This window comes from Streptomyces sp. NPDC048338 (assembly GCF_043201055.1).
Classification (GTDB): Bacteria; Actinomycetota; Actinomycetes; order Streptomycetales; family Streptomycetaceae; genus Streptomyces.
Genome location: NZ_JBICYQ010000012.1, coordinates 97,937 through 121,008, shown reverse-complemented (window position 1 = coordinate 121,008; position 23,072 = coordinate 97,937). Strand labels below are relative to the sequence as shown.

General features: G+C 73.3%; 19 protein-coding genes and 1 pseudogene. 12 read left to right on the top strand and 8 right to left on the bottom strand.

The features are described from left to right. Positions 1-96: 96 nt before the first annotated feature. Complete coding sequence (sodN, locus tag ACGFZF_RS26615) at positions 97-492, bottom strand: superoxide dismutase, Ni (protein WP_137993403.1); 396 nt, start codon at positions 490-492, stop codon at positions 97-99. On the opposite strand from sodN, the pseudogene sodX reads away from it, so the two are divergent. Next, a pseudogene (gene sodX / locus ACGFZF_RS26610) lies at positions 491-940 on the top strand (nickel-type superoxide dismutase maturation protease); the annotation flags it as partial. The gene sodN and the pseudogene sodX overlap by 2 nt on opposite strands. Positions 941-972: 32 nt before the next feature. Here sodX and ACGFZF_RS26605 read toward each other — a convergent pair. Beyond that, positions 973-1,629 carry a CGNR zinc finger domain-containing protein gene (locus ACGFZF_RS26605; protein ID WP_356608211.1) on the bottom strand — a complete coding sequence of 219 codons (657 nt, stop codon included), beginning with the start codon at positions 1,627-1,629 and terminating at the stop codon, positions 973-975. Positions 1,630-1,723: 94 nt separating this feature from the next. Here ACGFZF_RS26605 and ACGFZF_RS26600 point away from each other — a divergent pair, with 94 nt between their 5' ends. After that, complete coding sequence (locus tag ACGFZF_RS26600; protein ID WP_393558068.1) at positions 1,724-2,488, top strand: class I SAM-dependent methyltransferase; 765 nt, start codon at positions 1,724-1,726, stop codon at positions 2,486-2,488. A 67-nt stretch (positions 2,489-2,555) separates the two neighbouring features. Here the strand turns inward: ACGFZF_RS26600 and ACGFZF_RS26595 are convergent, their stop codons facing one another. The 3 genes from ACGFZF_RS26595 to ACGFZF_RS26585 are packed head-to-tail and all read right to left on the bottom strand — an operon-like array spanning position 2,556 to position 5,277. Continuing rightward, positions 2,556-3,317: an amino acid ABC transporter ATP-binding protein gene (locus ACGFZF_RS26595; RefSeq protein ID WP_393558066.1), complete on the bottom strand. Its 762-nt coding sequence runs from the start codon at positions 3,315-3,317 to the stop codon at positions 2,556-2,558. Continuing rightward, positions 3,314-4,270 carry an amino acid ABC transporter permease gene (locus ACGFZF_RS26590; RefSeq protein ID WP_393558064.1) on the bottom strand — a complete coding sequence of 319 codons (957 nt, stop codon included), beginning with the start codon at positions 4,268-4,270 and terminating at the stop codon, positions 3,314-3,316. The genes ACGFZF_RS26595 and ACGFZF_RS26590 overlap by 4 nt, the downstream gene beginning before the upstream one ends. Positions 4,271-4,299: 29 nt before the next feature. Continuing rightward, positions 4,300-5,277 (bottom strand): ABC transporter substrate-binding protein, encoded by a 978-nt coding sequence (locus tag ACGFZF_RS26585; RefSeq protein WP_356608217.1) that lies wholly within the window; start codon positions 5,275-5,277, stop codon positions 4,300-4,302. Between the two features lie 535 nt (positions 5,278-5,812). Here ACGFZF_RS26585 and ACGFZF_RS26580 point away from each other — a divergent pair. Beyond that, complete coding sequence (locus ACGFZF_RS26580) at positions 5,813-7,024, top strand: NADP-dependent malic enzyme (RefSeq protein ID WP_393558061.1); 1,212 nt, start codon at positions 5,813-5,815, stop codon at positions 7,022-7,024. A 207-nt stretch (positions 7,025-7,231) separates the two neighbouring features. Beyond that, entirely contained in the window at positions 7,232-8,197 is a 966-nt protein-coding gene (locus ACGFZF_RS26575; RefSeq protein WP_393558059.1) for a zinc-binding dehydrogenase, read from the top strand. Positions 8,198-8,339: 142 nt separating this feature from the next. Here ACGFZF_RS26575 and ACGFZF_RS26570 read toward each other — a convergent pair whose 3' ends face one another. Beyond that, on the bottom strand, positions 8,340-9,215 hold the full coding sequence (locus ACGFZF_RS26570; RefSeq protein ID WP_393558057.1) for a helix-turn-helix transcriptional regulator: 876 nt from the start codon (positions 9,213-9,215) through the stop codon (positions 8,340-8,342). A 1-nt stretch (position 9,216) separates the two neighbouring features. Beyond that, entirely contained in the window at positions 9,217-10,080 is an 864-nt protein-coding gene (locus ACGFZF_RS26565) for a DUF4097 domain-containing protein (RefSeq protein ID WP_393558055.1), read from the bottom strand. Between the two features lie 149 nt (positions 10,081-10,229). Here ACGFZF_RS26565 and ACGFZF_RS26560 point away from each other — a divergent pair, with 149 nt between their 5' ends. Beyond that, positions 10,230-11,051, top strand: a complete 822-nt coding sequence (locus ACGFZF_RS26560; protein WP_393558053.1) for a hypothetical protein — start codon at positions 10,230-10,232, stop codon at positions 11,049-11,051. Between the two features lie 48 nt (positions 11,052-11,099). Here ACGFZF_RS26560 and ACGFZF_RS26555 read toward each other — a convergent pair whose 3' ends face one another. Next, complete coding sequence (locus ACGFZF_RS26555) at positions 11,100-11,282, bottom strand: DUF6104 family protein (RefSeq protein WP_037695221.1); 183 nt, start codon at positions 11,280-11,282, stop codon at positions 11,100-11,102. A gap of 96 nt (positions 11,283-11,378) precedes the next feature. On the opposite strand from ACGFZF_RS26555, the gene ACGFZF_RS26550 reads away from it, so the two are divergent. The 7 genes from ACGFZF_RS26550 to fxsT all read left to right on the top strand — a co-directional run bounded on the left by ACGFZF_RS26550 (position 11,379) and on the right by fxsT (position 23,049). Next, on the top strand, positions 11,379-11,828 hold the full coding sequence (locus ACGFZF_RS26550) for a CU044_2847 family protein (RefSeq protein ID WP_393558050.1): 450 nt from the start codon (positions 11,379-11,381) through the stop codon (positions 11,826-11,828). Next, positions 11,825-13,879, top strand: coding sequence for a trypsin-like peptidase domain-containing protein (locus ACGFZF_RS26545; RefSeq protein WP_393558048.1), 2,055 nt, complete (start codon positions 11,825-11,827; stop codon positions 13,877-13,879). Before ACGFZF_RS26550 ends, ACGFZF_RS26545 begins: the two co-directional genes overlap by 4 nt. Positions 13,880-14,162: 283 nt before the next feature. Then, entirely contained in the window at positions 14,163-15,179 is a 1,017-nt protein-coding gene (locus tag ACGFZF_RS26540) for an AAA family ATPase (protein WP_393558046.1), read from the top strand. 7 nt (positions 15,180-15,186) lie between these two features. Then, positions 15,187-18,252 (top strand): SAV_2336 N-terminal domain-related protein, encoded by a 3,066-nt coding sequence (locus ACGFZF_RS26535; RefSeq protein ID WP_393558044.1) that lies wholly within the window; start codon positions 15,187-15,189, stop codon positions 18,250-18,252. A 139-nt stretch (positions 18,253-18,391) separates the two neighbouring features. Continuing rightward, on the top strand, positions 18,392-18,601 hold the full coding sequence (locus tag ACGFZF_RS26530; RefSeq protein WP_393558042.1) for a hypothetical protein: 210 nt from the start codon (positions 18,392-18,394) through the stop codon (positions 18,599-18,601). A gap of 78 nt (positions 18,602-18,679) precedes the next feature. Then, positions 18,680-19,975, top strand: a complete 1,296-nt coding sequence (locus ACGFZF_RS26525; RefSeq protein WP_393558040.1) for an HEXXH motif domain-containing protein — start codon at positions 18,680-18,682, stop codon at positions 19,973-19,975. A 47-nt stretch (positions 19,976-20,022) separates the two neighbouring features. Beyond that, on the top strand, positions 20,023-23,049 hold the full coding sequence (fxsT, locus tag ACGFZF_RS26520; RefSeq protein ID WP_393558038.1) for an FxSxx-COOH system tetratricopeptide repeat protein: 3,027 nt from the start codon (positions 20,023-20,025) through the stop codon (positions 23,047-23,049). Positions 23,050-23,072 lie beyond the last annotated feature (23 nt).

Below are 23,072 nucleotides of genomic sequence, written 5' to 3'. Positions count from 1 at the left end.
CCGTCGAGGCCGCCGTGTTCGGCGGCCTGCGGACCGGGTGCGGACAGGTGGGCGACGCGACCCGCGTGGGTGCGGGTCGGACGGCCCGGCCGGAGGTCAGGCCTTCTTGGTCTCCCAGAAGATGCGGTCGACCTCGGCGATGAGCTCGAGAGCCTTCTCGCCCGTCTTCGGGTCCGTCGACGCCTTGGCGGCCGAGAGGGCCTTCAGGGTGTCGTTGATGAGCTGGTGCAGCTCGGGGTACTTCTCGAAGTGCGGGGGCTTGAAGTAGTCGCTCCACAGCACGGAGATGTGGTGCTTGGCGAGCTCCGCGCGCTGCTCCTTGATGACCGTGGCGCGGGCGCGGAAGTGCGCGTCCTCGTTGGCCTGGTACTTCTCCTGGACGGCCTTGACCGACTCGGCCTCGATCCGGGCCTGGGCCGGGTCGTAGACACCGCAGGGGAGGTCGCAGTGGGCGCTGACCTTCACCTTGGGGGCAAACAGGCGGGAGAGCATGCAGCTGTCCTTCCTCGTGATCGTCTTCTCAGGTGGGACATTACTCCGTGAGAAGCCTGATTTCGCGAGCGCCCCCTGGGGCTTAGGACAAAAGTCCAGGGTCACCATGGGACTCGTGGACGATCGGACCGGGAGGTGCCGGATGGCAGAGTCGGGGCGGGAAGCGGGGCGCGGATCCGGCGCCCTGTTCGGCATCGCCGAGGTGACGGGGGTGTCCATGGTGCCCACGCTGCTGCACGGTGACCGGTTGCTGGTCCACTACGGGGCGCGGGTGCGGCCGGGAGACGTCGCCGTGCTGCGTCATCCCCTCCAGCAGGACCTGCTCATCGTGAAGCGGCTGGCCGAGCGACAGGGCCCCGCCTGGTGGGTGCTCGGCGACAACCGGGACACCGAGGGCGACAGCCGGGTCTTCGGGGCGGTGCCCGCCGAGCTGGTGCTCGGGCGGGTGCGCCTGCGCTACCGCCCCGTCACGCCGGGGCGTCAGCGCTCGCCGGCCGTGCTGCTGTCCTGGCTCTTCTCGTCCGTCCGTCCGGTCGGGTCCCGCCGCTCGTCCGGCGCGGCGTCCTCGGTCCGCTCGGCCTCCAGGCGCTTGCGGGCCCGGTAGGCGGCCACGTTGGCGCGGGTCGCGCAGCGGTCCGAGCAGTAGCGGCGGGAGCGGTTGGTCGAGGTGTCCAGATAGGCGTTGCGGCAGGGCGGCGCCTGGCACAGGCCGAGCCGGTCGGCGCCGAACTCCGTGAGGTGGAAGGCGAGTCCCATCGCGGCGATCGCCGCGTAACCCGCGGTCGCGTTCGAGGGGTGGTCGGCGAGATGCATGTGCCAGCGCGGGCGCCCCTCCTCGTCCAGGTAGTCGTGGCCGGAGATCTGCGGGCTGACCGGGAACTCCAGCAGCAGCGAGTTCAGCAGGTCCACGGCCTGGGTGTGCTCGCCCTCGTCGGCCGCGGTGAAGACGGCCCGCAGCCGGGCGCGTACCGAGCGGAAGCGCGTGATGTCGGCGTCGGTGGCCCGCCGGGCCATCTGGGACGCGGCGCCGAAGAGCTCGCGGATCACCTCGACCGAGGTCAGGGAGTCCTTGTTGCGTGCGGGCTCCTCCGTGTTGACCAGACGCACGGCGTAGTCAGAGTAATGGGCCAGTTCCACTTGTAGTCCTTACGCTGGCAGTCTAGGGTCGGGTGCGGGAGGGGTAACAGCTGTTTCCCCTTTAAGGGTATTACGACGAGGGCGAGGTACGGCGATGACGGACGCGGCGACCACCGGAACCGACTGGACGGCCTGGCAGCGGAGCTGGGACCGCCAGCAGGAGTGGTACATGCCGGACCGCGAGGACCGGTTCCGCGTGATGCTCGACATGGTCGAGGCCGTGGTGGGACCGGAGCCCCGCGTCCTGGACCTGGCGTGCGGTACAGGGAGTATCACGGATCGGCTGCTCCGGAGGTTCCCGGGTGCGACGAGCGTCGGTGTCGACCTCGACCCCGCGCTGCTCGCCATCGCCGAGGGCTACTTCGCCGGCGACGAGCGCGTGACCTTCGTGACCGCCGACCTGAAGGACCCGCGCTGGACGGACGGCCTGCCGCACGACTCGTACGACGCCGTGCTCACCGCCACCGCGCTGCACTGGCTCCACACCGAGCCCCTCACCGCCCTCTACGGGCAGCTGGCCGGACTGGTGCGCGACGGCGGCGTCCTCATGAACGCCGACCACATGATCGACGAGACCACCCCCCGCATCAACGCGGCCGAGCGCGCCCACCGCCACGCCGCCATGGACCGGGCCCGGACGGACGGGGCGCTGGACTGGGCGGACTGGTGGGCGGTGGCCGCCGCCGACCCCGTGCTCGCCGAGCCCACCGCCCGGCGCTTCGAGATCTACGGCGAGCACGCGGACGGCGACATGCCCTCGTCGCGCCGCCACGCCGAGATCCTGCGCGCGGCGGGCTTCGCCGAGGCCCGCCCGGTGTGGGCGTCGCCGTCGGACACGCTGGTCCTGGCGGTGAAGTAGCCCGACGCGGACGGAGGGGCGGTACGGGATGCCCGTACCGCCCCTCCGTGTCGTGCCGTCGCGCGTCCTACAGCACCTTGGACAGGAACGCCTTCGTCCGGTCGTGCTGCGGGTTGCCCAGGACCTCGCGCGGGTGGCCGGACTCGACCACGACGCCGCCGTCCATGAAGACGAGCGAGTCGCCCACCTCGCGGGCGAAGCCCATCTCGTGGGTGACGACGACCATCGTCATGCCGGACTCCGCGAGGTCGCGCATGACGTCCAGGACGTCACCCACCAGCTCCGGGTCGAGCGCCGAGGTCGGCTCGTCGAAGAGCATCAGCTTCGGTTCCATCGCCAGAGCACGGGCGATGGCGACGCGCTGCTGCTGGCCGCCGGAGAGCTGCGAGGGGTAGTTCCCCGCCTTGTCGGCCAGGCCGACCCGGTCGAGCAGCCGCTCGGCGCGCTCGCGGGCCACGGCCTTGGACTCGCCCTTCACCTGGATCGGCGCCTCCATGACATTGCCCAGGGCCGTCATGTGCGGGAACAGGTTGAAGCGCTGGAAGACCATGCCGATGTCGCGGCGCTGGGCGGCGACCTCGCTGTCCTTCAGCTCGTAGAGCTTGTCGCCCTTCTGGCGGTAGCCCACCAGCTCGCCGTCGACGTACAGCCGGCCGGCGTTGATCTTCTCCAGGTGGTTGATGCACCGGAGGAAGGTCGACTTGCCGGAACCGGACGGGCCGATCAGGCAGAACACCTCGCCGTTGTTCACCTCGAGGTCGATGCCCTTGAGGATGTGCGCGGCGCCGTAGGACTTGTGGACGCCCTCGGCCTTCACCATGGCGGTCATCGGGTCACCGCCTCACGGTTGGAGAATCGGGAGAGGTTCGCCTTGATCTTCTGCCACGGGGTGGGCGGCAGGGAGCGCAGCGACCCGCGGGCGTAGTGCCTCTCCAGGTAGAACTGGCCGACGCTGAAGACGGAGGTCAGGATCAGGTACCAGATCGAGGCGACGAAGAACATCTCCATCACCGCGAACGAGGTCGAGGCGATGTCCTGAGCCGCCCGCAGCAGGTCGGGGTACTGCACCGCCACGACCAGGGACGAGGTCTTCAGCATGTTGATGAACTCGTTGCCCGTCGGCGGGATGATCACCCGCATCGACTGGGGGAGCACGATGCGCCGCATCGTCTTCGCCTGGCTCATGCCCAGCGCGTGCGACGCCTCCGTCTGGCCCTCGTCGACCGACTGGATGCCGGCCCGGACGATCTCCGCCATGTACGCGCCCTCGTTGAGGCCGAGACCCAGGAGGGCGGCCAGGAAGGGGGTCATGACATCGGTCATCTCGTCCTTGTAGAACCCGATGTTGAAGATCGGGAAGATCAGGGCGAGGTTGAACCAGATCAGCAGCTGCACGTAGACCGGGGTGCCGCGGAAGACCCAGATGTAGAGCCAGGCGACGGTGCTCGTCACCGGGTTCTTGGACAGGCGCATGACGGCGAAGACCACGCCGAGCACCAGACCCAGCGCCATCGAGGCGACGCTGATCAGGACCGTGTTCCCCAGGCCTTCGAGGATGCTCGGGTCGAACAGCTTCTCGGGAACGGTCGCCCAGCGGACATCGCCCTGGGAGAACGCGACACCGAGCAGCACCAGCAGGGCCACCACGACGACGCCGGCGACCCAGCGACCGTAGTGGCGGACCGGAATGGCCTTGATGGCCTCCGGCGGGATCTCCGCCGGGGCGGGGGACGCCCCGGCGGGAACCTTGTCGACCTTGTCTTTGTCGAACTTGTCAGTCACAACGACTGCCCTTCAGTGGTGCGGGGAAGTCAGGAGCCGCCGTTGATCTTGGCCGCGGGGATGGCGCCGTCACCGGCGTTCCACTTCTCGAGGGCGGTCTTGTAGGAGCCGTCCTTGATGGCGGCGTCCAGGGCTTCCTTCAGCGCGTCACGGAGCTGGGTGTTCTTCTTGTCGACGGCGATGCCGAAGAGGCCGGCGTCGGTCTTGTTCGCGATGGCCTCGAAGTCGTTGCCGCCGCCCGCGGTCTGCGCGATGTACGCGGCGACCGGGGAGTCGTTCAGGTCGGCGACGGCGCCGCCCGCCTTGACGCGGGTCTGGGCCTCGGCGTCGGTCGGGAAGGACTCGAAGGTGAGGGCGGGCTTGCCGTCCTTCTTGCACTTCTCGGCCTGGTCCTTGGCGGCCTGCTCGTACGTCGTGCCGCGCTGGACCGCGAGCTTCTTGCCGCACAGGTCGTCGAGCGACTTGATGTTCTCGGGGTTGCCCTTCTTCACCAGGATGCCGGTGGAGGCGGTGAAGTAGTCGACGAAGTCGACGCCCGTGCCGGTCTTCTGGCCCTTGTCGTCCAGGCCCTCCTGGCGGGCCTTCGTGTCCGTCATCGAGGACATGACGATGTCGGTGCGGCCGGTCGGCAGGGCCGTCAGCAGCGTGTCGAAGGTGCCGCTCTCGAACTGGAACTTCACGCCGAGCTGCTTGGAGAGCGCCGCGGCGATGTCGGGGTCGACACCGACGATCGTCGCGCCCTGCTTGAACTCCATGGGGGCGTAGGTGGCGTCCGTGCCGACCTTGATGACGCCGGCCTTCTGGATGTCCTCGGGGAGCTTCGAGAAGAGCGGGGCCGTGGAGGCCGCGCCGGTCTTCGTACCGCCCTCGGGCGTCGAGCCGCCCTCGGTCTGGTCGCCGCAGGCGGTCAGCAGCATCGAGCCGGCGACCGCGATGGCGGCGACCGCGGCAAGACGGGAGGTGCGGGTCTTGGCGGCAGTCGTACAGCGCGTGGAGCGTGCGGTCATGGTCGAGTTCCTCCGGCGTGTGAGGGAGTTGCCATAGGTCGCGCACGCACCTTCGAGTGTCGCGACCTCGTGTGATTACGGCATCTTGCCATTCGGACCGCCTCAAACAGACGGCCCTTCATGTCAAAATCGGGTAACGGGTGACCCCCGGATCCCGACGAGCCGGTCCTTCAGGGCCGGACCTTCTTCAGGGATACCTCGGTTCGGCCGGAAATTCTCCGGCAGGTCTCGCCATTCGGACGACACGAACGACCCGATCCGGTGTACGGGTGAACTTGTCCGGAAATCCAGTGACGCGCCGTGTCTGTACAGGGTGCCCCTGCGTCCATATGAGTCGCATCACCGCGCCAGAATGGACTCGTCGGCGGTGCTGTTCGTCCGGTAAGAAGGATCCTTACACCCCTCATCCGGGGCTCAGGGCGCGTTGTGCGGCGCGCCCGCGCGGCTGCCAGACACGGCGGCCGCGGGTTCCGCCCACCCCTCCTTAACCCGGAGTGGCAACCCTCAAACGATGAAGACTTAAGGGGTCAACCCAATGGCAGCGGAGATCGTCAATCCTCGCAGCGAGAACGGTACGGACGGGGCTCCCGAGGAGCCTTTCGACCCGGCGTTCGCGCTCCATCGCGGCGGCAAGATGGCCATTTCGGCCACCGTGCCCCTGCGTGACAAGGACGACCTGTCCCTCGCGTACACGCCCGGCGTCGCCAAGGTGTGCACCGCGATCGCCGAGCAGCCCGAGCTGGTCCACGACTACACCTGGAAGTCCCAGGTCGTCGCGGTCGTGACCGACGGGACGGCCGTGCTCGGACTCGGGGACATCGGACCGGAAGCCTCTCTTCCGGTCATGGAGGGGAAGGCCATCCTCTTCAAGCAGTTCGGAGGCGTGGACGCGGTGCCGATCGCGCTCGCCACCACCGACACCGACGAGATCGTCGAAACCGTCGTCCGGCTCGCGCCGTCCTTCGGCGGCGTCAACCTGGAGGACATCTCGGCGCCGCGGTGCTTCGAGATCGAGCGCAAGCTCCAGGAGCGCCTCGACATCCCGGTCTTCCACGACGACCAGCACGGCACGGCCGTGGTCACCCTCGCCGCACTGCGCAACGCGGCGAAGCTGACCGGTCGCACCCTCGGTGACCTGCGCGGAGTCATCTCCGGCGCCGGCGCGGCCGGGGTCGCCATCGCGAAGTTCCTCCTGGAGGCCGGGCTCGGCGACGTGGCCGTCGCCGACCGCAAGGGCATCGTGAGCCGGGACCGCGACGACCTGACCTCGGTCAAGCGGGAGCTGGCCGAGATCACGAACAAGGCGGGCCTCAGCGGTTCGCTGGAGGTCGCCCTGGCCGGCGCGGACGTCTTCATCGGCGTCTCCGGCGGTACGGTCCCGGAGGCCGCGGTCGCCTCGATGGCGCCGAACGCCTTCGTCTTCGCCATGGCCAACCCGAACCCCGAGGTCCACCCCGACGTCGCGCACAAGTACGCGGCCGTCGTGGCGACCGGCCGTTCGGACTACCCGAACCAGATCAACAACGTCCTCGCGTTCCCCGGCATCTTCGCGGGCGCCCTCCAGGTCCGGGCCTCCCGGATCACCGAGGGCATGAAGATCGCCGCGGCCGACGCGATCGCGGGCGTGGTCGCGGACGAGCTCTCCGCCGACTGCGTGATCCCGTCGCCGTTCGACGAGCGTGTCGCCCCGGCCGTCGCAGCCGCGGTCGCCGCCGCCGCGCGCGCGGAGGGCGTCGCCCGCCGCTGACGCGGCCGGCGCACACCGTTCCACCCGGAAGGGCCCCGCCCCGGTTCACCTGAACCGGAGCGGGGCCCTTCCGCGTGGGTGAGGGGGTGGGCGTGCGACGGCCGAGGCCGGGGTCTCGGCAGGCGCCGCGGGGCGGGCGGCCGAGGGACATGCGTCACACGGGTGCGTGGTTCCGCCACGCGAGCGCCGCCCCCTAGGGTCGTGGCCATGTTCGCTGCCTATGCCGCCCGAATCGACCGCGACCAGCCCCTGAACGGCCTCGAACTCGGCGAGCGCCCCGAGCCCGAGGTGCGTCCCGGCTGGACCACCGTCACCGTCAAGGCCGCCTCGCTGAACCACCACGACCTGTGGTCGCTGCGCGGGGTCGGCCTGCCCGAGGAGAGGCTGCCGATGATCCTCGGCTGTGACGCCGCGGGCATCGACGAACACGGCAACGAGGTGGTCCTGCACTCCGTGATCGGCCAGACCGGCCACGGCGTGGGACCCGACGAGCCCCGCTCCATCCTGACCGAGCGCTACCAGGGAACCTTCGCCGAGCGCGTCACCGTGCCCACCTGGAACGTGCTTCCCAAGCCCGCAGAGCTGTCCTTCGAGGAGGCCGCCTGCCTCCCCACGGCCTGGCTCACCGCCTACCGCATGATCTTCACCAACGCTGGTGTGCGGCCTGGTGACTCGATCCTCGTCCAGGGCGCGGGCGGCGGCGTCGCCACCGCCGCGATCGCCCTCGGCAAGGCCGCCGGCCTGCGGGTCTTCGCCACCAGCCGTGACGAGGCCAAGCGCAAGCGGGCCGTCGAGCTCGGCGCGCTGGAGGCGTACGAGCCGGGCGCGCGGCTCCCGCACCGGGTGGACGCGGTCATCGAGACCGTCGGCGCCGCCACCTGGTCGCACTCGGTCAAGTCCCTGCGCCCCGGCGGCACGCTCGTCATCTCGGGTGCGACCAGCGGCGACCGCCCCTCGCACGCCGAGCTGACCCGGATCTTCTTCCTGGAGCTGAAGGTCGTCGGCTCGACCATGGGCTCCAAGGACGAGCTGGAGGACCTGCTCTCCTTCTGCGCCGCCACGGGCCTGCGTCCCGTCATCGACGAGGTGCTGCCGCTGGACCGGGCCCGCGAGGGCTTCGAGAAGCTGGCCTCCGGCGACGTCTTCGGGAAGATCGTCCTGACGTCCTCCTGATGGTGCGTCGGATCCGCTGACGGGATCTCCCGCCCCGAGGAGCCGGCGGCCCGGGCGCCCGCGTGGCGGTCCTCGTCACGCGGGGGCCGAGCCCGTCCGTCCGTGCCGGAGTGGCAGCCCCGGCACGGACGGCGCGGCACCCCTAGGGGCGCAGCAGGGCGGTGATGTGCGCCGCCGCTGTGGACAGCCGGCGGCGGGTCTCCGACAGCTGGGCCGCCGTGACGCCGTGGTCGCGCGCCGCGTCCCGGATGTCGTCGCGGAACCGGTCCAGGAGGCGGTCCAGGTCGCGCGCCGGGTCCCCGGTGGAGGCGGTGTCCTTCGCCCATTCCGGTTCCGGCGCGGCGGCCGGGTCCTGCTTCACGAACGGAGGCCGGGACGCGGCGCCCCCGCCCATCAGGCCGCCGAGCTGTGCGCTGAGTTCGGACAGGCCCTCGCGGACGCCCGTGGGCCAGTCGCCCCGCGCGAAGTGGTCCTGGACCTGCTCCTGGACCTGCTTGGCGATCCGCTGGAACTCGCGCGCCTCGCGGCGGGCCGACTGGGCCTCCGCGCGTGCCTGGCGGGTCTGCTCCCGCCATTCCTGCTTCGCACGGCGCAGCTCCTCCTTGACGTCGGTGAAGGAGGAGTCGCGGGTCCGGCTCTCGCTCGCGGCCGCGCGCATCTCGCTGCGCAGCTTGCCCGCGGCCCCGCGCACGTCGTCGCGGATCTCCGCCGCCAGCTCGGAGACCGAATCGCGGATCTCCAGCTCCAGGTCGGCCAGTTCGCCCTCGCGCCCGGCGAGCTCCGCGCGACCCGCGTCGGTGATCGAGTAGACCTTGCGCCCGCCCTCGGTGGCGTGCGTGACCAGTCCCTCGGCCTCCAGCTTGGCCAGCCGCGGGTAGACGGTGCCCGCCGACGGCGCGTAGAGCCCCTGGAAGCGCTCCTCCAGGAGCCTGATGACCTCGTAGCCGTGGCGCGGGGCCTCGTCGAGGAGCTTGAGCAGGTAGAGGCGCAGGCGGCCGTGGGCGAAGACGGGCGGCATGTCAGAGCACCTTTCCGGATGCGGAGGGGGCGGCGTCGGCGTCGTCGGCGGGTTCGGGGCGGCGCAGCAGGGCGATCGATCCGGAGACCGTGGTCGCCTTGAGCGTGCCGCGGCCCTCGCCGAGCGTGCCGGTGATGCTCTTGGCCCCCCACTGTCCGCCGACCCGCAGGTCGTCGAAGGCGTTGGAGACGGAGCCGCTGGTCGTGTTCGCCTCGACCCGGGCGTCCGTCGGGTGCGGCAGGCGGATGGCGACCTCGCCGGAGACGCTGGTCAGCCTGATGTCGGCGGGCGGTGCCTCCGGGTCCGCGGCGTCGAGGTCGATGACCATGTCCCCGCTGACCGTGTCGGCCTTCACCGACCCGCCGGCGCCCTCGATCACCGTCACGTCTCCGGTCACGGAGTTGACCCGCAGGGCGCCGGTGACGGACTGGGCCTCCAGGTCGCCGGCCACGCTCTCCACGCGGACCGGGCCGGAGAGCCCGACGAGCGTGGTGTCACCCGTGACGCCGCGGACGTCCGTACGTCCCCTGATGCCGGAGATCACCGCCCCGGCGCCGACCACGCCCACCTCGACGTCCGTCCCCGCCGGGACGGCCACCGACACGACGGCCGAGCGGCGGTGCCCCTTGCGGTCGAACCACTTGAGGAAGCCCTTCCAGTGCAGGTCCTCGTAGCTGACGGTGAGGGTCGACCCCTCCTGGGTCACGATCAGCGGCGGGCCCTCGATGGAGGAGATCTCCAGGCGGGCGGAACCCTCGTCGGTGCCCACGACGTTCACCGTGCCGTTGACGACGCGCACCCGGAGCCGTGCGACGGGATCGGTCAGCGTGAGTTTCCTCGGCTCGGCGACGGACCACTCTGTCATCGTGCTGACCTCCCGTTTCGACGACGCAACATATCGCGTCTCTCGTAAAGACGATATATCGCGGTGCGGGGAAGTCAACCCCTGTCGGAAGGGCGCGCACCGGCCGCATTCATGCACCTATGCGGACAAATTGGCCTAGCGTATGGCCCATGAACGCGACCTCCGGATCGAGCCCCGTCGGCGCGCTGCTGCTGTGCCGCGCCGAGCCGTCGGCGGTCCGCCCGCCGGCACAGCTGCTGCGTGAGGAGCTCCTCCTCGCTCCGGCGGGAGAGGACTGGAGCGTCCTCGTCCCGGAGGGGAAGCCCTGGCTGCACGGCGGCGAACCCGTCGACCGCGTCGTCACCGGCTGGGCCACCGCGCTGGCCGTCTCGGCCGCGACCTGGCCCGTCCTCGCGCTCTGGTGGGACGCGGACCGGGCGGGCTTCACCCTGGCCGCCGGGTTCCGCCGCACCGTCGGCTACACCTGGCTCGCGGACGGCACCCCGGTCGGCGAGGACGAGGCCATGCGCACCTTCGCGGCCCGTCTCGCCCTCGACCCCGTCCTGGACGTGCAGGCCCTGGAACCCCTGACCGAGACCGGCCGCGACACCGACGCCCACGCCCGGCTCGCCGGCCTCGTCGCGGTCCTCGCCCGGATCGGCCTCGACCTGCCGACCGGAGTGGTCCCGGGGGACAGCGCCGACCGGCTTCGCTCGGTGGCCCTGGCCCAGGGCGCCGAACAGCTCGAATGGTCCGGCTGGCGCGACGCCGTACGGGCCGAGCTCGACGCCGTGGAGGGCAGCCGGGTCGGCCCGTTCCTGCGCGGGCCCAAGGCCCGGATGCTGTCCGCGCTCCAGCTCGGCGCGGGGGTGCCGATGCTCGCCTGGGGGATCCGCCGCCACAGCGGCGGCTGGGTCACCGCGGGCGCGATCCTGGTCGCACGCGGAGCGCTCGGGCTCGCATACGACCGGCTGCGGCCGGGCAGACTCTGACCGGCTCCCGCCGGCCGCGAGGCGGACGCCCCGCCCGTCCCCGCGGTGCTACTCGTCCTCGTCCTCGTCGTCCAGCCGGGCGAGCCAGGTGGCGAGTCGCTCCACCGGCACCTCGAAGTCGGGATTGAGGTCGACGAACGTCCGCAGCTGCTCGGCGAGCCACTCGAAGGAGACCTCCTCCTCGCCGCGCCGCTTCTCCAGTTCCTCGATGCCACGGTCAGTGAAGTACATGCGATCAGGATAGGCCGTGGCCTCCGCGTCCCCTCGCGCTCGCCCCGGGCAGGGACTAGCCTGCTTCATCATCGTTTCGGGGAGCGGGGGGCCGCTGTGACGTACGGGATCGCTCGGATACGACTGGACGACGGCACACATGTCTGGGCGCGCGTCCGCGACGCGGAGGAGCTGGGCCGCGGCGGCGGCTTCCAGGACACCGGCATCGGGGACCGGGTCGTCTCGATGGCCGGCGGACTCACGGACGTCGTGCGCGGGGTCGTCGGCTCGCTGCGGGCCGGACTCGACCCGCAGGCGCCGGTCGAGGTGGCCGTCAGCTTCGGCATCGAACTGTCCGCGCAGGCGGGCAAGGTGATCGGCGTCCTCGCGGACGGCGGCGGCAAGGCGTCCGTCTCCGTCTCGCTGACCTGGACCGAACCGGGTCCCGTCGCCCCCGCGGGCGCAGGCCCGGCCGCGGCCGGCGCGACGATCCCCGCCCAGGGCGCGCCCGGCCCGGCGCCCGACACCGTCCCGCCCCACCGTCCGGCGGCCGACGGATCCGCATGAGCGCCCTCGACGCGCTCGTGCGCCCCGCGCTCGTGCGCATCGCCGCGCCCGGAGACGGGTATGACCCGCACGGCGACCGGTACTGGGGCACGGGATTCTTCATCGCCCCGGGCTGGGTGCTGACCTGCGCCCACGTCGTGGCCAAGGGGGGGAGCGCGGTGTGGAGACACGAGCGGGCCGTGGGCCTCACCTGGCAGGGCAGGGCGGCCACCGGCGAGGTGGTGCTGGCCAAGCCGCGCCCCGAGCGGCCCGAACAGGAGCTCGGCCACTGGGACTTCCCCGACCTGGCGCTCGTCCGCGTCCCCGAGGCCACCGACGTCTCCTGCGTACGGCTCAGCGAACGGCCGCCCGTCATCACCCGGCCGGTCCCGGTCAGCCTCCACGGCTGGTCCCGGCAGACCGGCCGGGTCGGCATCCGCCAGGCCGTCGGCGAGGCGCACGCCGTCGACGGCGGGGCGCTCCTGCTGCGCTGGACCCTGCCCGTGGAGGGCCTGTCCGGCGGGCCGGTGGTCGATCTCGCGCGCGGCGCCGTCATCGGCCTCAACAAGGGCCGCGGCTCCGACGAGGGCGCCGCCGTCCCGATCACCGCGCTGCGCGAGCTGCACGACGCGCCCGGCGGCGCGATCCTGCACGAGGTCATGCGCGACCACGACCGCCACCACCTCGGCCGCTACCGCTCGCTCGCCGGGCACCCGGACTGGACCCGGGCGCAGATCCGGCTCCGGCCGCCCACCACCCAGGGCGTCGGACCGGGCCGCCGCATCCACCTGTACGGGCGGCTCGCCGAACTGCCGCCCCCCGCCGGGCCGGGCGAGGTGATGCACCTCGTCGACGAGGTCAAACGACGGGTCCTGCACGACGACTTCCAGTCCGTCCTCGAAGCCGACCCGCGCACCTGGCGGGAAGGCGTCGGACTCCTCCACGAGCTGCGCGACCCGGTGCAGGAGGCGATCCAGGACCTCGGCCTCAACGCGGTCTTCCTCTACGCCACGCTGGTCGCCCGGCACGTCACCGACCTGCACGGCGACAGCCCCGCCGTGGAGAGCCTGGTCCGCTGGATCGAGGACGAGGCCGTCGAGGCGCACCCCGCCATCCAGCAGGAGATCGCCCAGCTGCTCACCTCCGACCAGCCCGCGGCCGCCCCCGTCGCCGTACGGGAGACCGGGGCCCGCGCCGACGTCCTGGTGGAGATCGACACCCCGCACTACGGCACGCGCTTCCCGTGGCGCATCAAGCTCCTCTTCGACGGACGCACGGTCAGTCCCCTGCACCACGACGACCACGGCGTGGAGCGCGAGGGGCTGGAGGAGACCCTGCGCGGGCCGCTCGCCGACGCGCTGAGCCACGGCGACAGCGGCGAGCACCTGGCGGCCGTGGAGGCGGTGCTGCCGCTCGACCTGTTCGACCTGGCCATCGACGGATGGCGGCTCACGCCCGACGACGGACTCCTCGGCGCGTACGCGCTCACCCTGGGCCAGCAGCGGACGGTCGTCGTCCGCCACGCCGGCCGCCGGACCGCACCCCCGTCGCACGAGTGGCTCAAGCGCTGGCGGGCCGCCGAGCACGGCCCCCTGCGGGCGATCCCGCTGCGCGCCGAGGTGCCGGCCGCCGGGGCCGAGGCGCACGCCCCGCACGTGCGCCGGGAGACCCCACGGCAGGCGTTCGCCCGCCTCCTCGACGCCGACGAGGGGGCCGTACCGGTCTTCTGCGGCCGGGTCGGCGTCGGCGAGGGCAAACGGGCCATGGCCGCGGCGCTCGCCGCCGGCCACCCGCTCGCCCTGTGGCGGACGGGACCGCACCCGGACGGCGACTGCGCCGACTTCCACGAACAGGCGGGCCGGCTGCTCGCCGCGGCCGGGCGTGCCGACGGGCTGCACCGGCCGGTCCGCACCCTGCGGATCAGGGCCGGCGACGAGGAGGCCGACCCCGGGGAGCGGTCCGCCGACGCCTGGGCCGAGCACCTGGCCGTCCTCGTCGACCCGCCCGACCGCCCGCCGCACGCCCCTCCGCTCCAGGGTCCCGACATCCTCGGCGAGGAGGGCGCCCCTTGACCGGACGGACCACACGGCGGACCCTCCGCGCCCCCGCGGCACGGCCGGCACCCGGACCGGGCGCCACGCCCCCGCGCGCCACGAACCGGCGGCCGGCCGCCGTCCCTCCCGGGCCGCACGCCCCCGTCTCCGCAGCCGCACCACGCCTCGCACCAGGCTTCGCACCGACGGCACGAAACCGCCGAACTCCCGGACGACCGGACCGATTCGAGGGCCGCGCGACCCGCCCGGGACGTACGGTCGACAGGGCGGGCCACCCCACCACAGCCAGGAGGAGTCCATCGTGAACGATTGGCGCATCTACCGTGGTGCCGGCCACCCGCACGACGAGATCAGACGGCTGCCTCCGCCACCCCCCTGGCGCGACTTCTCGGCCGGCGGCGCCGACGACACCCTGGCCGGATCCGACCGGCGGCTCGGGGTGCGCCGCCGGCTCGTCCAGAACCACCACCCCCGCCCCGCCGAGACCGACGCCGTCAACGCCGCCCTGTACCTGCGCCGCCCGCTGCTCGTCACCGGCAACCCCGGGACCGGGAAGTCCACCCTCGCCCACGCCGTCGCCCACGAACTGGGCCTGGGCCGCGTCCTGCGCTGGCCGATCGTCAGCCGCTCCACCCTCCAGGACGGGCTCTACCGCTACGACGCCATCGGCCGCCTCCAGGACGTCCAGCTGGAGCGCGCCCAGACCGGCGCCCCCGGCTCGACCGCCGCCGCCGCCGCCCCCGCCGGCATCGGCTCGTACATCCGCCTCGGTCCGCTCGGCACCGCGCTGCTCCCCTCCGACCAGCCGCGGGTGCTGCTCATCGACGAGCTCGACAAGAGCGACCTCGACCTGCCCAACGACCTGCTGAACGCCCTGGAGGAGGGCGAGTTCGCCGTCCCGGAGCTGGAGCGCCTCGCCGACCGCGAACCGGTGGTCGAGGTGCTCACCGACGACGGCCGCAAGGTCCCGGTGCAGGGCGGCCGGATCCGGTGCTCCACCTTCCCCTTCATCGTGCTCACCTCCAACGGCGAACGCGACTTCCCCGCGGCCCTGTTGCGCCGCTGCATCCGGCTCGAACTGGAGCCGCCGGGCGAGGAGCAGCTCCGCGCCATGATCGAGGCGCACCTCGGTGCCGACGCCGCGGCCGGCGAACAGACCCTCGTCAGCCGCTTCCTGAACCGCGAGCCCGGCGAGGTCATCGCCACCGACCAGCTCCTCAACGCCATCTACCTGACCCAGCACGCCCCCCGCGCCGAGCGGGTGACCAGGGAACGTATCGCGGACATGCTCATGCAGCCGCTCGATCAGCCGAGGTGATGGCCGGATGCACCGGATGCATCTGGAAGAACTCACGCGCAGACTCCGGGCCGGCGGCCAGCACCCCACCGCCGAGGAGCTGGCCGACGTCGTCTGGCTCGCCCAGTGGCTGCCGGGCGCCGCCGCGCCGGACCCGGCCACGGGTCCGCCGGTGGACCCCGCCGTGCCCGAACCACCGGGGGAGGGACGAGAACCGGCCGTCCCCGACCTGGAGGGACCGGACCGGGACGGCGAGTCCGCCCCCCGGCTCTCCGGGCCGGGCCCGGACACCGTCGGTCTCCACATGCCCCGCGGCGGCGCCCGCCCCACCGGCGGCGGCACGGGCGGACGCGCCGCCCTGCCCGTCCGCGCACCCGGCGCCAACGCCCTGCCCGGCCTCCTCGGGCTGCAGAAGGCGCTGCGCCCGCTCCGGCACTACGCGCTGTTCCCCGTGCGGCCCGGCGAGGGCGTCCTCGACGAGGAGGCGACCGCCGAGCGCAGCGCCGCCGCCGGCATCCTCACGCCCGTCCTGCGTCCCGCCGCCGGCCGCCGACCCGACATCCAGCTCCTCATGGACACCGGCCCCGCCATGGTCGTCTGGACCCGGATGGTCGAGGAACTGCGCCAGGCCTGCCAGCAGTCCGGCGCCTTCCGGGACGTCCAGGTGCACCGGCTGTACGACACGGGCGAGGGGCCGCCGCGCGTCACCACGACCTCCGGACCCGACGGACGGCCCCGCCTGCGCCCCGGCGACCAGCTCCACGACCCCACCGGCCGCCGCCTCACCCTGATTGTCAGCGACTGCGTCGGCCCGCTCTGGCGGCGCGGCGCTGCGCAGCGGCTCATCCACCAGTGGCCCCGCAGCTCGCCGCTCGCCCTCGTCCAGCCGCTGCCTCCGCGGCTGTGGCCGCGTACCGCCCTGACCGTGGAACCCGGCACCCTGTTACGCCCCTCGGGTCCCGGCGGACACACCCTCTTCCAGCCCGACGAGGAGCCCTGGGAGCCCGTCGCGGAGGACACCCGCGCGGTGCCCGTCCTGACGCCGACCCCCGAGGCGTTCGCCTCCTGGGCGCGGCTGTTCGGCGGCCAGGGCACCGGAGCCGTACGGGGCTGGGCCGCCCGGATCGGTCCCGACGCCGTCCGGACGGGGGACGCCGCCGCCGCGGACGCCCCCGCCCGCGCCCCCCGCGAGGACGACCTGCTGCGCGTCTTCCGCGCCGGCGCCTCACCGGGCGCCCTGCGACTCGCCGTCCATCTCGCCGCCGCCCCCCTGACCCTTCCCGTCATGCAGCTCGTCCAGCGTGCGATGCTCCCCGACACCGGCCCCATGGAGCTCGCGGAGGTCCTGCTGAGCGGCCTGCTGCGGCAGCTGCCCGGGCCCACCCCGTACCCCTGCTACAGCTACCCGCCGGGTGTGCAGCAGCAGCTGCTCGGATCCCTGGACCGCAGCGCCGCCGCCCTCGTCCTCAAGCACTGCTCCGAGTACGTCGAGCGCAACTTCGGTCAGGGCATGCGGAACTTCCCGGCCCTGGCCGCCGCCCGGCTGGCCGGGCAGGCCGCCGACGAGGACACGGCCGCGCCGACCGAGGAGACGGACGAGCCGACGGGGCCGGTCGGCCCCGAGCCGGAGCTCTTCGCGCGCATCCCCGCGCGGGTGCTCCGCTTCTACCATCCCGACCTGGTCACCCCCGAGCCGCTGGCCGAGGCCCGCCGGCTGCTCGACCAGTGGCGCACCCAGTCCGACCCCTCGCTGCTGGCCGCCGCCCGCGAGCGCGCCGAGGCGGCCCTCGCGGAGGACGACCTCCCCGCCCGGATCGTGCTCGGGAAGGTGCTGTACGCGCAGGCCGGGACAGCCGCGGTACGCGGCACCGAGCGGCGCGGCGCACTGCTGCGGCGGGCCGTGACCGTACTGGAGGGAGCCGCGGGGCTGGCCGGGACCGACGAGGAGGAAGGGGCGCAGGCCCGGCTCGAACTCGCCGTCGTCCGGCACGCCCTGTGGCGCGACACCGACGACACCGCGCACCTGGACGCCGCGCTCGCGGCGCTCGCGGCGGACCCGCGCGACTGGCCCGAGAGCCACCACCACACCCTGCACCTGCGCCGCGGGCGGCTGCTGCTGGCGCGCGGCGACGGCCCCGGCGCGGTCACCGCGCTGACCGCGGCCGTCGCGTTGCGGGAGACCGGCCCCGCGCTGCTCGACCTGGCCGACGCCATGGGTCTCGCCGGACACGAGCCGGACGCGATCGCCCCCGTGCTGGACCGGGCCGGATCGCTGCTCGACGACCGGGTCGCGCTGCGGCTGCGCTGGACCACGGCCCGGGCCCGGCTCCAGGACACCGCCGGCGACGGGCCGGCCACCGACGCGGCGTACGAGGCGGCCGCGCTGCTGGCCCCCGCGGACAGCGCGCAGCGCGGCCGGCTCCTGATGGCCTGGGGCGAGTCGCTGCTGCGGCGCGCCGCGGCCGACGGCGGCACGCCGGCGGTCGACCGGGCCGAGGGCGTGCTGCGCGAGGCGCTCACCGGTCTGCCCGCCGACGCGCCCGAGCGGGCGAGGGCCCTGGTCCTGATCGGCAGCGTGCTGGCCCTGCGCTTCCACCGGGCGGGCTTCCTGCCCGACCTCTACGAGAGCCGCCATCTCCTGGAACAGGCCGTGCGCACGGTCCGCGACCCCGCGCTGCGCGCCGAGGTGTGGCTGCAACTGGGGCGGGTGAGAATGGAGTTGAGCGAAGTGGCGCGGGACGGCGTGCTCGGCGACGCGCTCACGGCGTACCAGCGCTCCTGGGAGGACGCCCGGTCCGCCCACGGCGACACCCCCGGTTCGGTCACCGGGGCCCGCGCGCTGCACGCCCAGGGCGCGGTCCTGCGGCTCATGGGCCGGACGGCGCGGGCGGGGGCCGTGCTGCGGGCCGCGGCCGAGCAGTGGCAGCGGCTGGTGTCCGCGCTGGTGGAGGTGGACTGGAACGACGTGGAACGGACCCGGACACAGCTCGCGGAGGTGACGGCACAGCAGGGGACGTACCAGGCACAGCTCTCCGGCGACACCCGTCGCCGGATCACGCCGCCGTGGTGGACCTGGAGCGGGGCCACCGGATAGGCGGCAGGGGAACGGCCGGACAACGGGGGGCGTGAATGGGCGCAGTTGAGTCGAACGGGTTTCTGACTTCCTGGCGTCGGGAAGAACCGCTGCGCCGCTACGACCGTGGGGGACAAGGGTCGGTGAGGAGGAGCCGAGGGTGTTGCAGCACACGGAGTGGGCGTCCGGTGTCGACCGGGATGCCGGTGGATCTCCGCACCTTCCCGATCTCACGGCCGTCGACCTGCGGACCTTGCGCCGCACGGAGGATCCGGAGCTCGAAGCCGCCGTCGAGCGCGTGCTGCTCCGGTGCGGCGAACTCGTCGAGTTCTGGGCCGAGGGGGCGGGAGCGGGAGGCACCCACCACTGATCGGCGGCCCCGCACCGACCGGCGGTTTCCGGTCAGATCTCGGCGACGGCCTCCGGCCGCCGCCGTGAGGAGGCGGGGATGAGCTCCGTCCCGCCGTCCGCCGCGGCGCTCGGCGCACTGGCGCGGACCCGGCCCGCGCCGGCCGGGGCCGCCCTGCTGCGCTCGGCCCTGCACGCGCGCCGCCTGGTCCTCCTCAAGGCCCTGCTGGTCCGGGCCCGCGGCGAGCGCGAGTCGGTCGACCCCGACGTGTTCCGCCGGTTCGAGACCTCCTGGCGACTGCTCGAACAGGTCGAGCGACGCAGTCCCGCGGTCGTCCGGGACGTCCTCGACTACCCGACGACCGGGCTGTGGCTGGCCGTCGCGCTCACCGGGCGGACCGGTCCGTCCCTCGACCGCCACCTCGGCCGCCTGGAGAGCCTGGCCGTCACCGCCGCGCTGCGGGCGGGCCGCCCGCTCGACCTGGCCGTCGAGGCGCCCGACGGCCTGCTCTCGCTGCCGGGCGTGGGGCGCCTGCGGCTGCGCGGCCCGGGTCCCGTCCGGATCCGGGCCCGTTCCCGGGTCGTCCGGCTGTACGACGAGAGCGCCCCGTACGCCGCCCCCACCGTCCTGCTCCTCACCGACCACCGCGGCGGCACCCTCGTCGGCCGGGGCCCCGACTGGGCCGGGCTGCCCGTACTGCCCGGCTCCACCGCCCGACTCGACGACCTGGACCCCTACCGGGTGCCGCCCGGCGGTTTCGGCGACCCGGTCCGTACCGCGACCGACCACGCCGCGACGGACCGGCCCGGCTGGGCGGCGCACTGGCGGGCGGCCCAGGACCTGCTGGCGCGCGTCGACGCGGACCGGGCGGCCGAGATCAGCCGGGCCGTCCGCGCCCTCGTGCCGCTCGAACCGGCCGGCCCGCGGTCCGTCGGCGCCACCATGAGCGCCGCACCCGGCGCCGTCCTGACGTCCCCGGCGTCCGGCGCGCCGGACCTGGCCGAGACGCTCGTGCACGAGATCCACCACAGCAAGCTCGCCACCCTGCACGAACTGGTCCCGCTGTACGCGTCCGGGCGGACCGCCCTGCACCGGGTCGGCTGGCGCCCCGATCCGCGGCCGGTCGCCGGGGTGTTCCAGGGTGCCTACGCGCACCTGGCCCTGGCCGACCTGTGGCGGCGGGCCGCCGCCTCCCCGCGGGCCCCGGGGTCCTGGCGCCGGCATGCCGGGCAGCAGTTCGACGACATCCACGATCAGGTGGGCGAAGCGCTGGCGATCCTGGTTCAATCCGATGAACTGACCACGGAGGGGCGGGAGTTCGCGATCGGCATGGCCGAGCACCACGCGAGCCTCGGCGGGCGGCCCCCTCATCGAGCGCAGTCACACTGCGTATAGCCTGTATTACACTGCGTTGCGCGCGAGTGGGACGGGAGACGTGACAGATGGCGGAACAGCGGTCGGGCGGGGGAGCGGTGGAACACGGCGGCAGGGCGGCACCCGACCACGTCCTCGTGGTCTTTCCCGGCTACCACCGGCCGTGGGCGGCCTGGATCAACCAGCGGCTCGAAGCGCAGGGCGTACGCGCCACGCTCCAGCGCTGGGACCCGCCGCGCGAGGTGGCCCTGGAGGACTCGCTCGACGACCTGCTGCTCGCCCGCGGCCAGGTGCTCCTCGTCCTCAACGACTGGTTCTTCGAGCTGGGACCGCGCCCGGCCGGTGAGTGGAACGACGTGCTGCGCGGCTTCGTCGCCGCCCACGCCGACCGCTTCGCGGCCGTCAACCTCACCAACCGGCCGCTGCTCCCGGCCACCGCCGTCCTCGAACCGGTCAGCCTCTGGGGCGTCGGCGAGGAGGAGGCCGAAGCACGGCTCTTCAGCCGGCTCGGCATCGAACCCCGCCGCTCGGCGGCACGCCGGCTGCCCCCCGGCGCGCTGCTCCGCTACCCCGACACCCCGCCCGAGGTCTGGGGCGAGGTCCCCCGCCGCAACCCCCGCTTCACCGGCCGCGACGACCTCCTGACCGTCCTCCAGGAACGGCTCATGGACGCCGAACGCGGCAACGCCGCCTGCACCCTGCTCGGCATGTCCGGCATCGGCAAGACCCAGATCGCCGCCGAGTACGCGCACCGCTTCAGCCCCGACTACGACGTGATCTGGTGGGTCAACTCCGACGACCGCAACGTCCAGCGCGACCGGTTCGGCGAACTCGCCGCCGAACTGAGCCTGCCCAGCGGCAACGAGCCCGGCGAACGCATCCGGGCCGTCCGCGAGGCACTGCGCCGGGGCGACCCGCACTCCCGCTGGCTCGTCATCTTCGACGGCTGGGACGACACCGACGGCGCCCAGGTGATGCTGCCGCACGGCCCCGGACACGTGCTGATCACCTCCCGCAACCGCGGCTGGGGCGACTACACCGACGTCGTCGAGGTCCCCAGCTTCGACCGCGCCGAGTCCACCGCCTACCTGATGCGCCGGGCCCCGCACATCACCGCGCCCCAGGCCGACGAGGTCGCCGCCGAGTTCGGCGACGTCCCGCTGCCGCTGGTCCAGGCCGCCTCCTGGCTCGGCGAGTCCGGCATGGAGGTGCCCGAGTACCTGCGCATGGTCCGCGACGGACGCCTGTCCACCGTGGACGAGCCCTCGGCCGGTGACGGCTTCCCCAACGCCTCCCTGACCTCCTGGTCGATACTGATCAACCGGCTCCGACGCTCCCAGCCGCAGGCCATCGACGTCCTCAGCCTGTGCGCCTCCTTCGCCCCCGGCCGAATCCCGCTCGGCATCGTCCGGGCGTACCCGCAGGCCGAACTGCCCGAGGACCTGCGGTGGATGGCCGCCGACCTGCCCGCCTGGACGCGGGCCCTGGACACGCTGGTCAACTACTCCGTGCTCACCCGGGAGTCCCGCGGCCCCGCCAGCAGCGTCGACGTGGGACCGCACCAGGAGTCCGTGCACATGCACCGGCTCGTCCACGACATCGTGGCCCGGCTCACCGACGGCGAGCACCGCGACTCCCACCGCCAGGCCGTCCGCGCCCTGCTCGCCGAGGCGGACCCCGGCAACCCCATGGACAGCCGGCAGTGGCCCCGGTACGCCGAACTCCTGCCGCACCTGGAACCCTCCGGGGCGCTCAGCAGCCGGAACCCGCGCGTCCAGACGGCCGTGCTCAACTGCCTGCACTACTGCTTCCGCAGCGCCGAGTTCCGGGCCGGCGTCCGCCTCGCCGAGAAGATCAGGGAGAGCTGGTCCACGTTCATGGACCCGCTCGACCCGGCCATGCTGGACCTCACCACGCAGGAGGGCAACATCCTGCGCTCCTTCGGCCGCTTCCGGAGCGCCTACGAACTCGACCTGGCGCTGCGCGAGAAGCTCGACGCGGCCACCGACCGCAACGCGCTGGGCTCCCTGCGCTCCGCCGTCAACATCGCCAGCGACCTGCGCTTCCTCGGGCAGTACCGGGAGTCGGAACGCATCCAGCGCGAGTGCCTCACCGAGTCGCAACGGCTCCTCGGCGACACCGAGTTCCTCACCCTCGTCGCCCGCCACAACCTGGGCGTCGTGCTGCGGATGCTCGGCCGCTACCAGGAGGCGTACGACAGCGACGTCGAGTCGCTGGACCGCAGCGAGCGCCTGCTGCGCGCCCGCCACGCCCACAGCCTCAACTCCAGCAACGCCGTCGCCCAGGACCTCCGCCTGCTCGGCCACTACCGCGAGGCCCTGGCGCGCCAGGAGGCCAACGTCCGGGTCCACGTCCAGGTCCTCGGCACCCAGCACCTCCAGACCCTCTACGCACGCTCGCAGCTGGCCCTGTGCCGCCGTCGCGAGGGCGGCTTCCAGCAGGACCTCGGCGCCACCATGGCGAGCCTGCTCGAACAGCTGGAGCAGGTGCACGGCCGCGGTCACTACGTGACCCTGTCCGCCATCAACAACTACGCCAACTACTCACGGGAGCACGGCGACCTCGCCCACGCGCGCGAGCTCAGCACCGAGGCCGAGGCGGGCTACCGCGCGCTCCTCGGCCCGGCCCACCCCGTCGCCGCCGGCGTGCTCGCCAACGTCGCCCTCGTCATGCAGGCCTCCGGCGAACGTGCCGACGCCATGGCCATGCTGGAGGGTGCGCTCGCCGGACTGACCGCCTCCCTGGGACCGGACCACCCCTGGGTCCTGGGCTGCGCCCTCAACGCCACCGCCGCCCGGAACTTCAACGGCCGGGTGTCCGACGCCGCCGAACTCAGCCGGGACACCCTCCGGCGGGCCCGGCACGCCCTGGGGAACGAACACCCCCTGACCCTCTCCTGCCAGGTCGCCCTCGCCACCGACCTCCGCGGTCTGCGCGAGGTCGAGGAGGCGGGCAAGATCGAGGAGGACGCGCTCCTCACCCTGACCCGGACCCTGGGCGCGCAGCACCCGCACACCCTCTCCGCACGCCAGCGCAACCGTCCCTACTGGGACTTCGAGGCCAACCTCGGCTGAGGTCACCGCGGAACGCCGGAGGC

Bases quoted from the DNA above. Each gene is read 5' to 3' on its own strand.
- ACGFZF_RS26545 (WP_393558048.1), top strand. From the start codon at position 11,825: ATGAGCGCCCTCGACGCGCTCGTGCGCCCCGCGCTCGTGCGCATCGCC.
- sodN (WP_137993403.1), bottom strand. From the start codon at position 492: ATGCTCTCCCGCCTGTTTGCCCCCAAGGTGAAGGTCAGCGCCCACTGC.
- ACGFZF_RS26600 (WP_393558068.1), top strand. From the start codon at position 1,724: ATGACGGACGCGGCGACCACCGGAACCGACTGGACGGCCTGGCAGCGG.
- ACGFZF_RS26525 (WP_393558040.1), top strand. From the start codon at position 18,680: ATGAGCTCCGTCCCGCCGTCCGCCGCGGCGCTCGGCGCACTGGCGCGG.
- ACGFZF_RS26570 (WP_393558057.1), bottom strand. From the start codon at position 9,215: ATGCCGCCCGTCTTCGCCCACGGCCGCCTGCGCCTCTACCTGCTCAAG.
- ACGFZF_RS26535 (WP_393558044.1), top strand. From the start codon at position 15,187: ATGCACCGGATGCATCTGGAAGAACTCACGCGCAGACTCCGGGCCGGC.
- ACGFZF_RS26585 (WP_356608217.1), bottom strand. From the start codon at position 5,277: ATGACCGCACGCTCCACGCGCTGTACGACTGCCGCCAAGACCCGCACC.
- ACGFZF_RS26595 (WP_393558066.1), bottom strand. From the start codon at position 3,317: ATGACCGCCATGGTGAAGGCCGAGGGCGTCCACAAGTCCTACGGCGCC.
- ACGFZF_RS26555 (WP_037695221.1), bottom strand. From the start codon at position 11,282: ATGTACTTCACTGACCGTGGCATCGAGGAACTGGAGAAGCGGCGCGGC.
- ACGFZF_RS26580 (WP_393558061.1), top strand. From the start codon at position 5,813: ATGGCAGCGGAGATCGTCAATCCTCGCAGCGAGAACGGTACGGACGGG.
- ACGFZF_RS26560 (WP_393558053.1), top strand. From the start codon at position 10,230: ATGAACGCGACCTCCGGATCGAGCCCCGTCGGCGCGCTGCTGCTGTGC.
- ACGFZF_RS26575 (WP_393558059.1), top strand. From the start codon at position 7,232: ATGTTCGCTGCCTATGCCGCCCGAATCGACCGCGACCAGCCCCTGAAC.
- fxsT (WP_393558038.1), top strand. From the start codon at position 20,023: ATGGCGGAACAGCGGTCGGGCGGGGGAGCGGTGGAACACGGCGGCAGG.
- ACGFZF_RS26565 (WP_393558055.1), bottom strand. From the start codon at position 10,080: ATGACAGAGTGGTCCGTCGCCGAGCCGAGGAAACTCACGCTGACCGAT.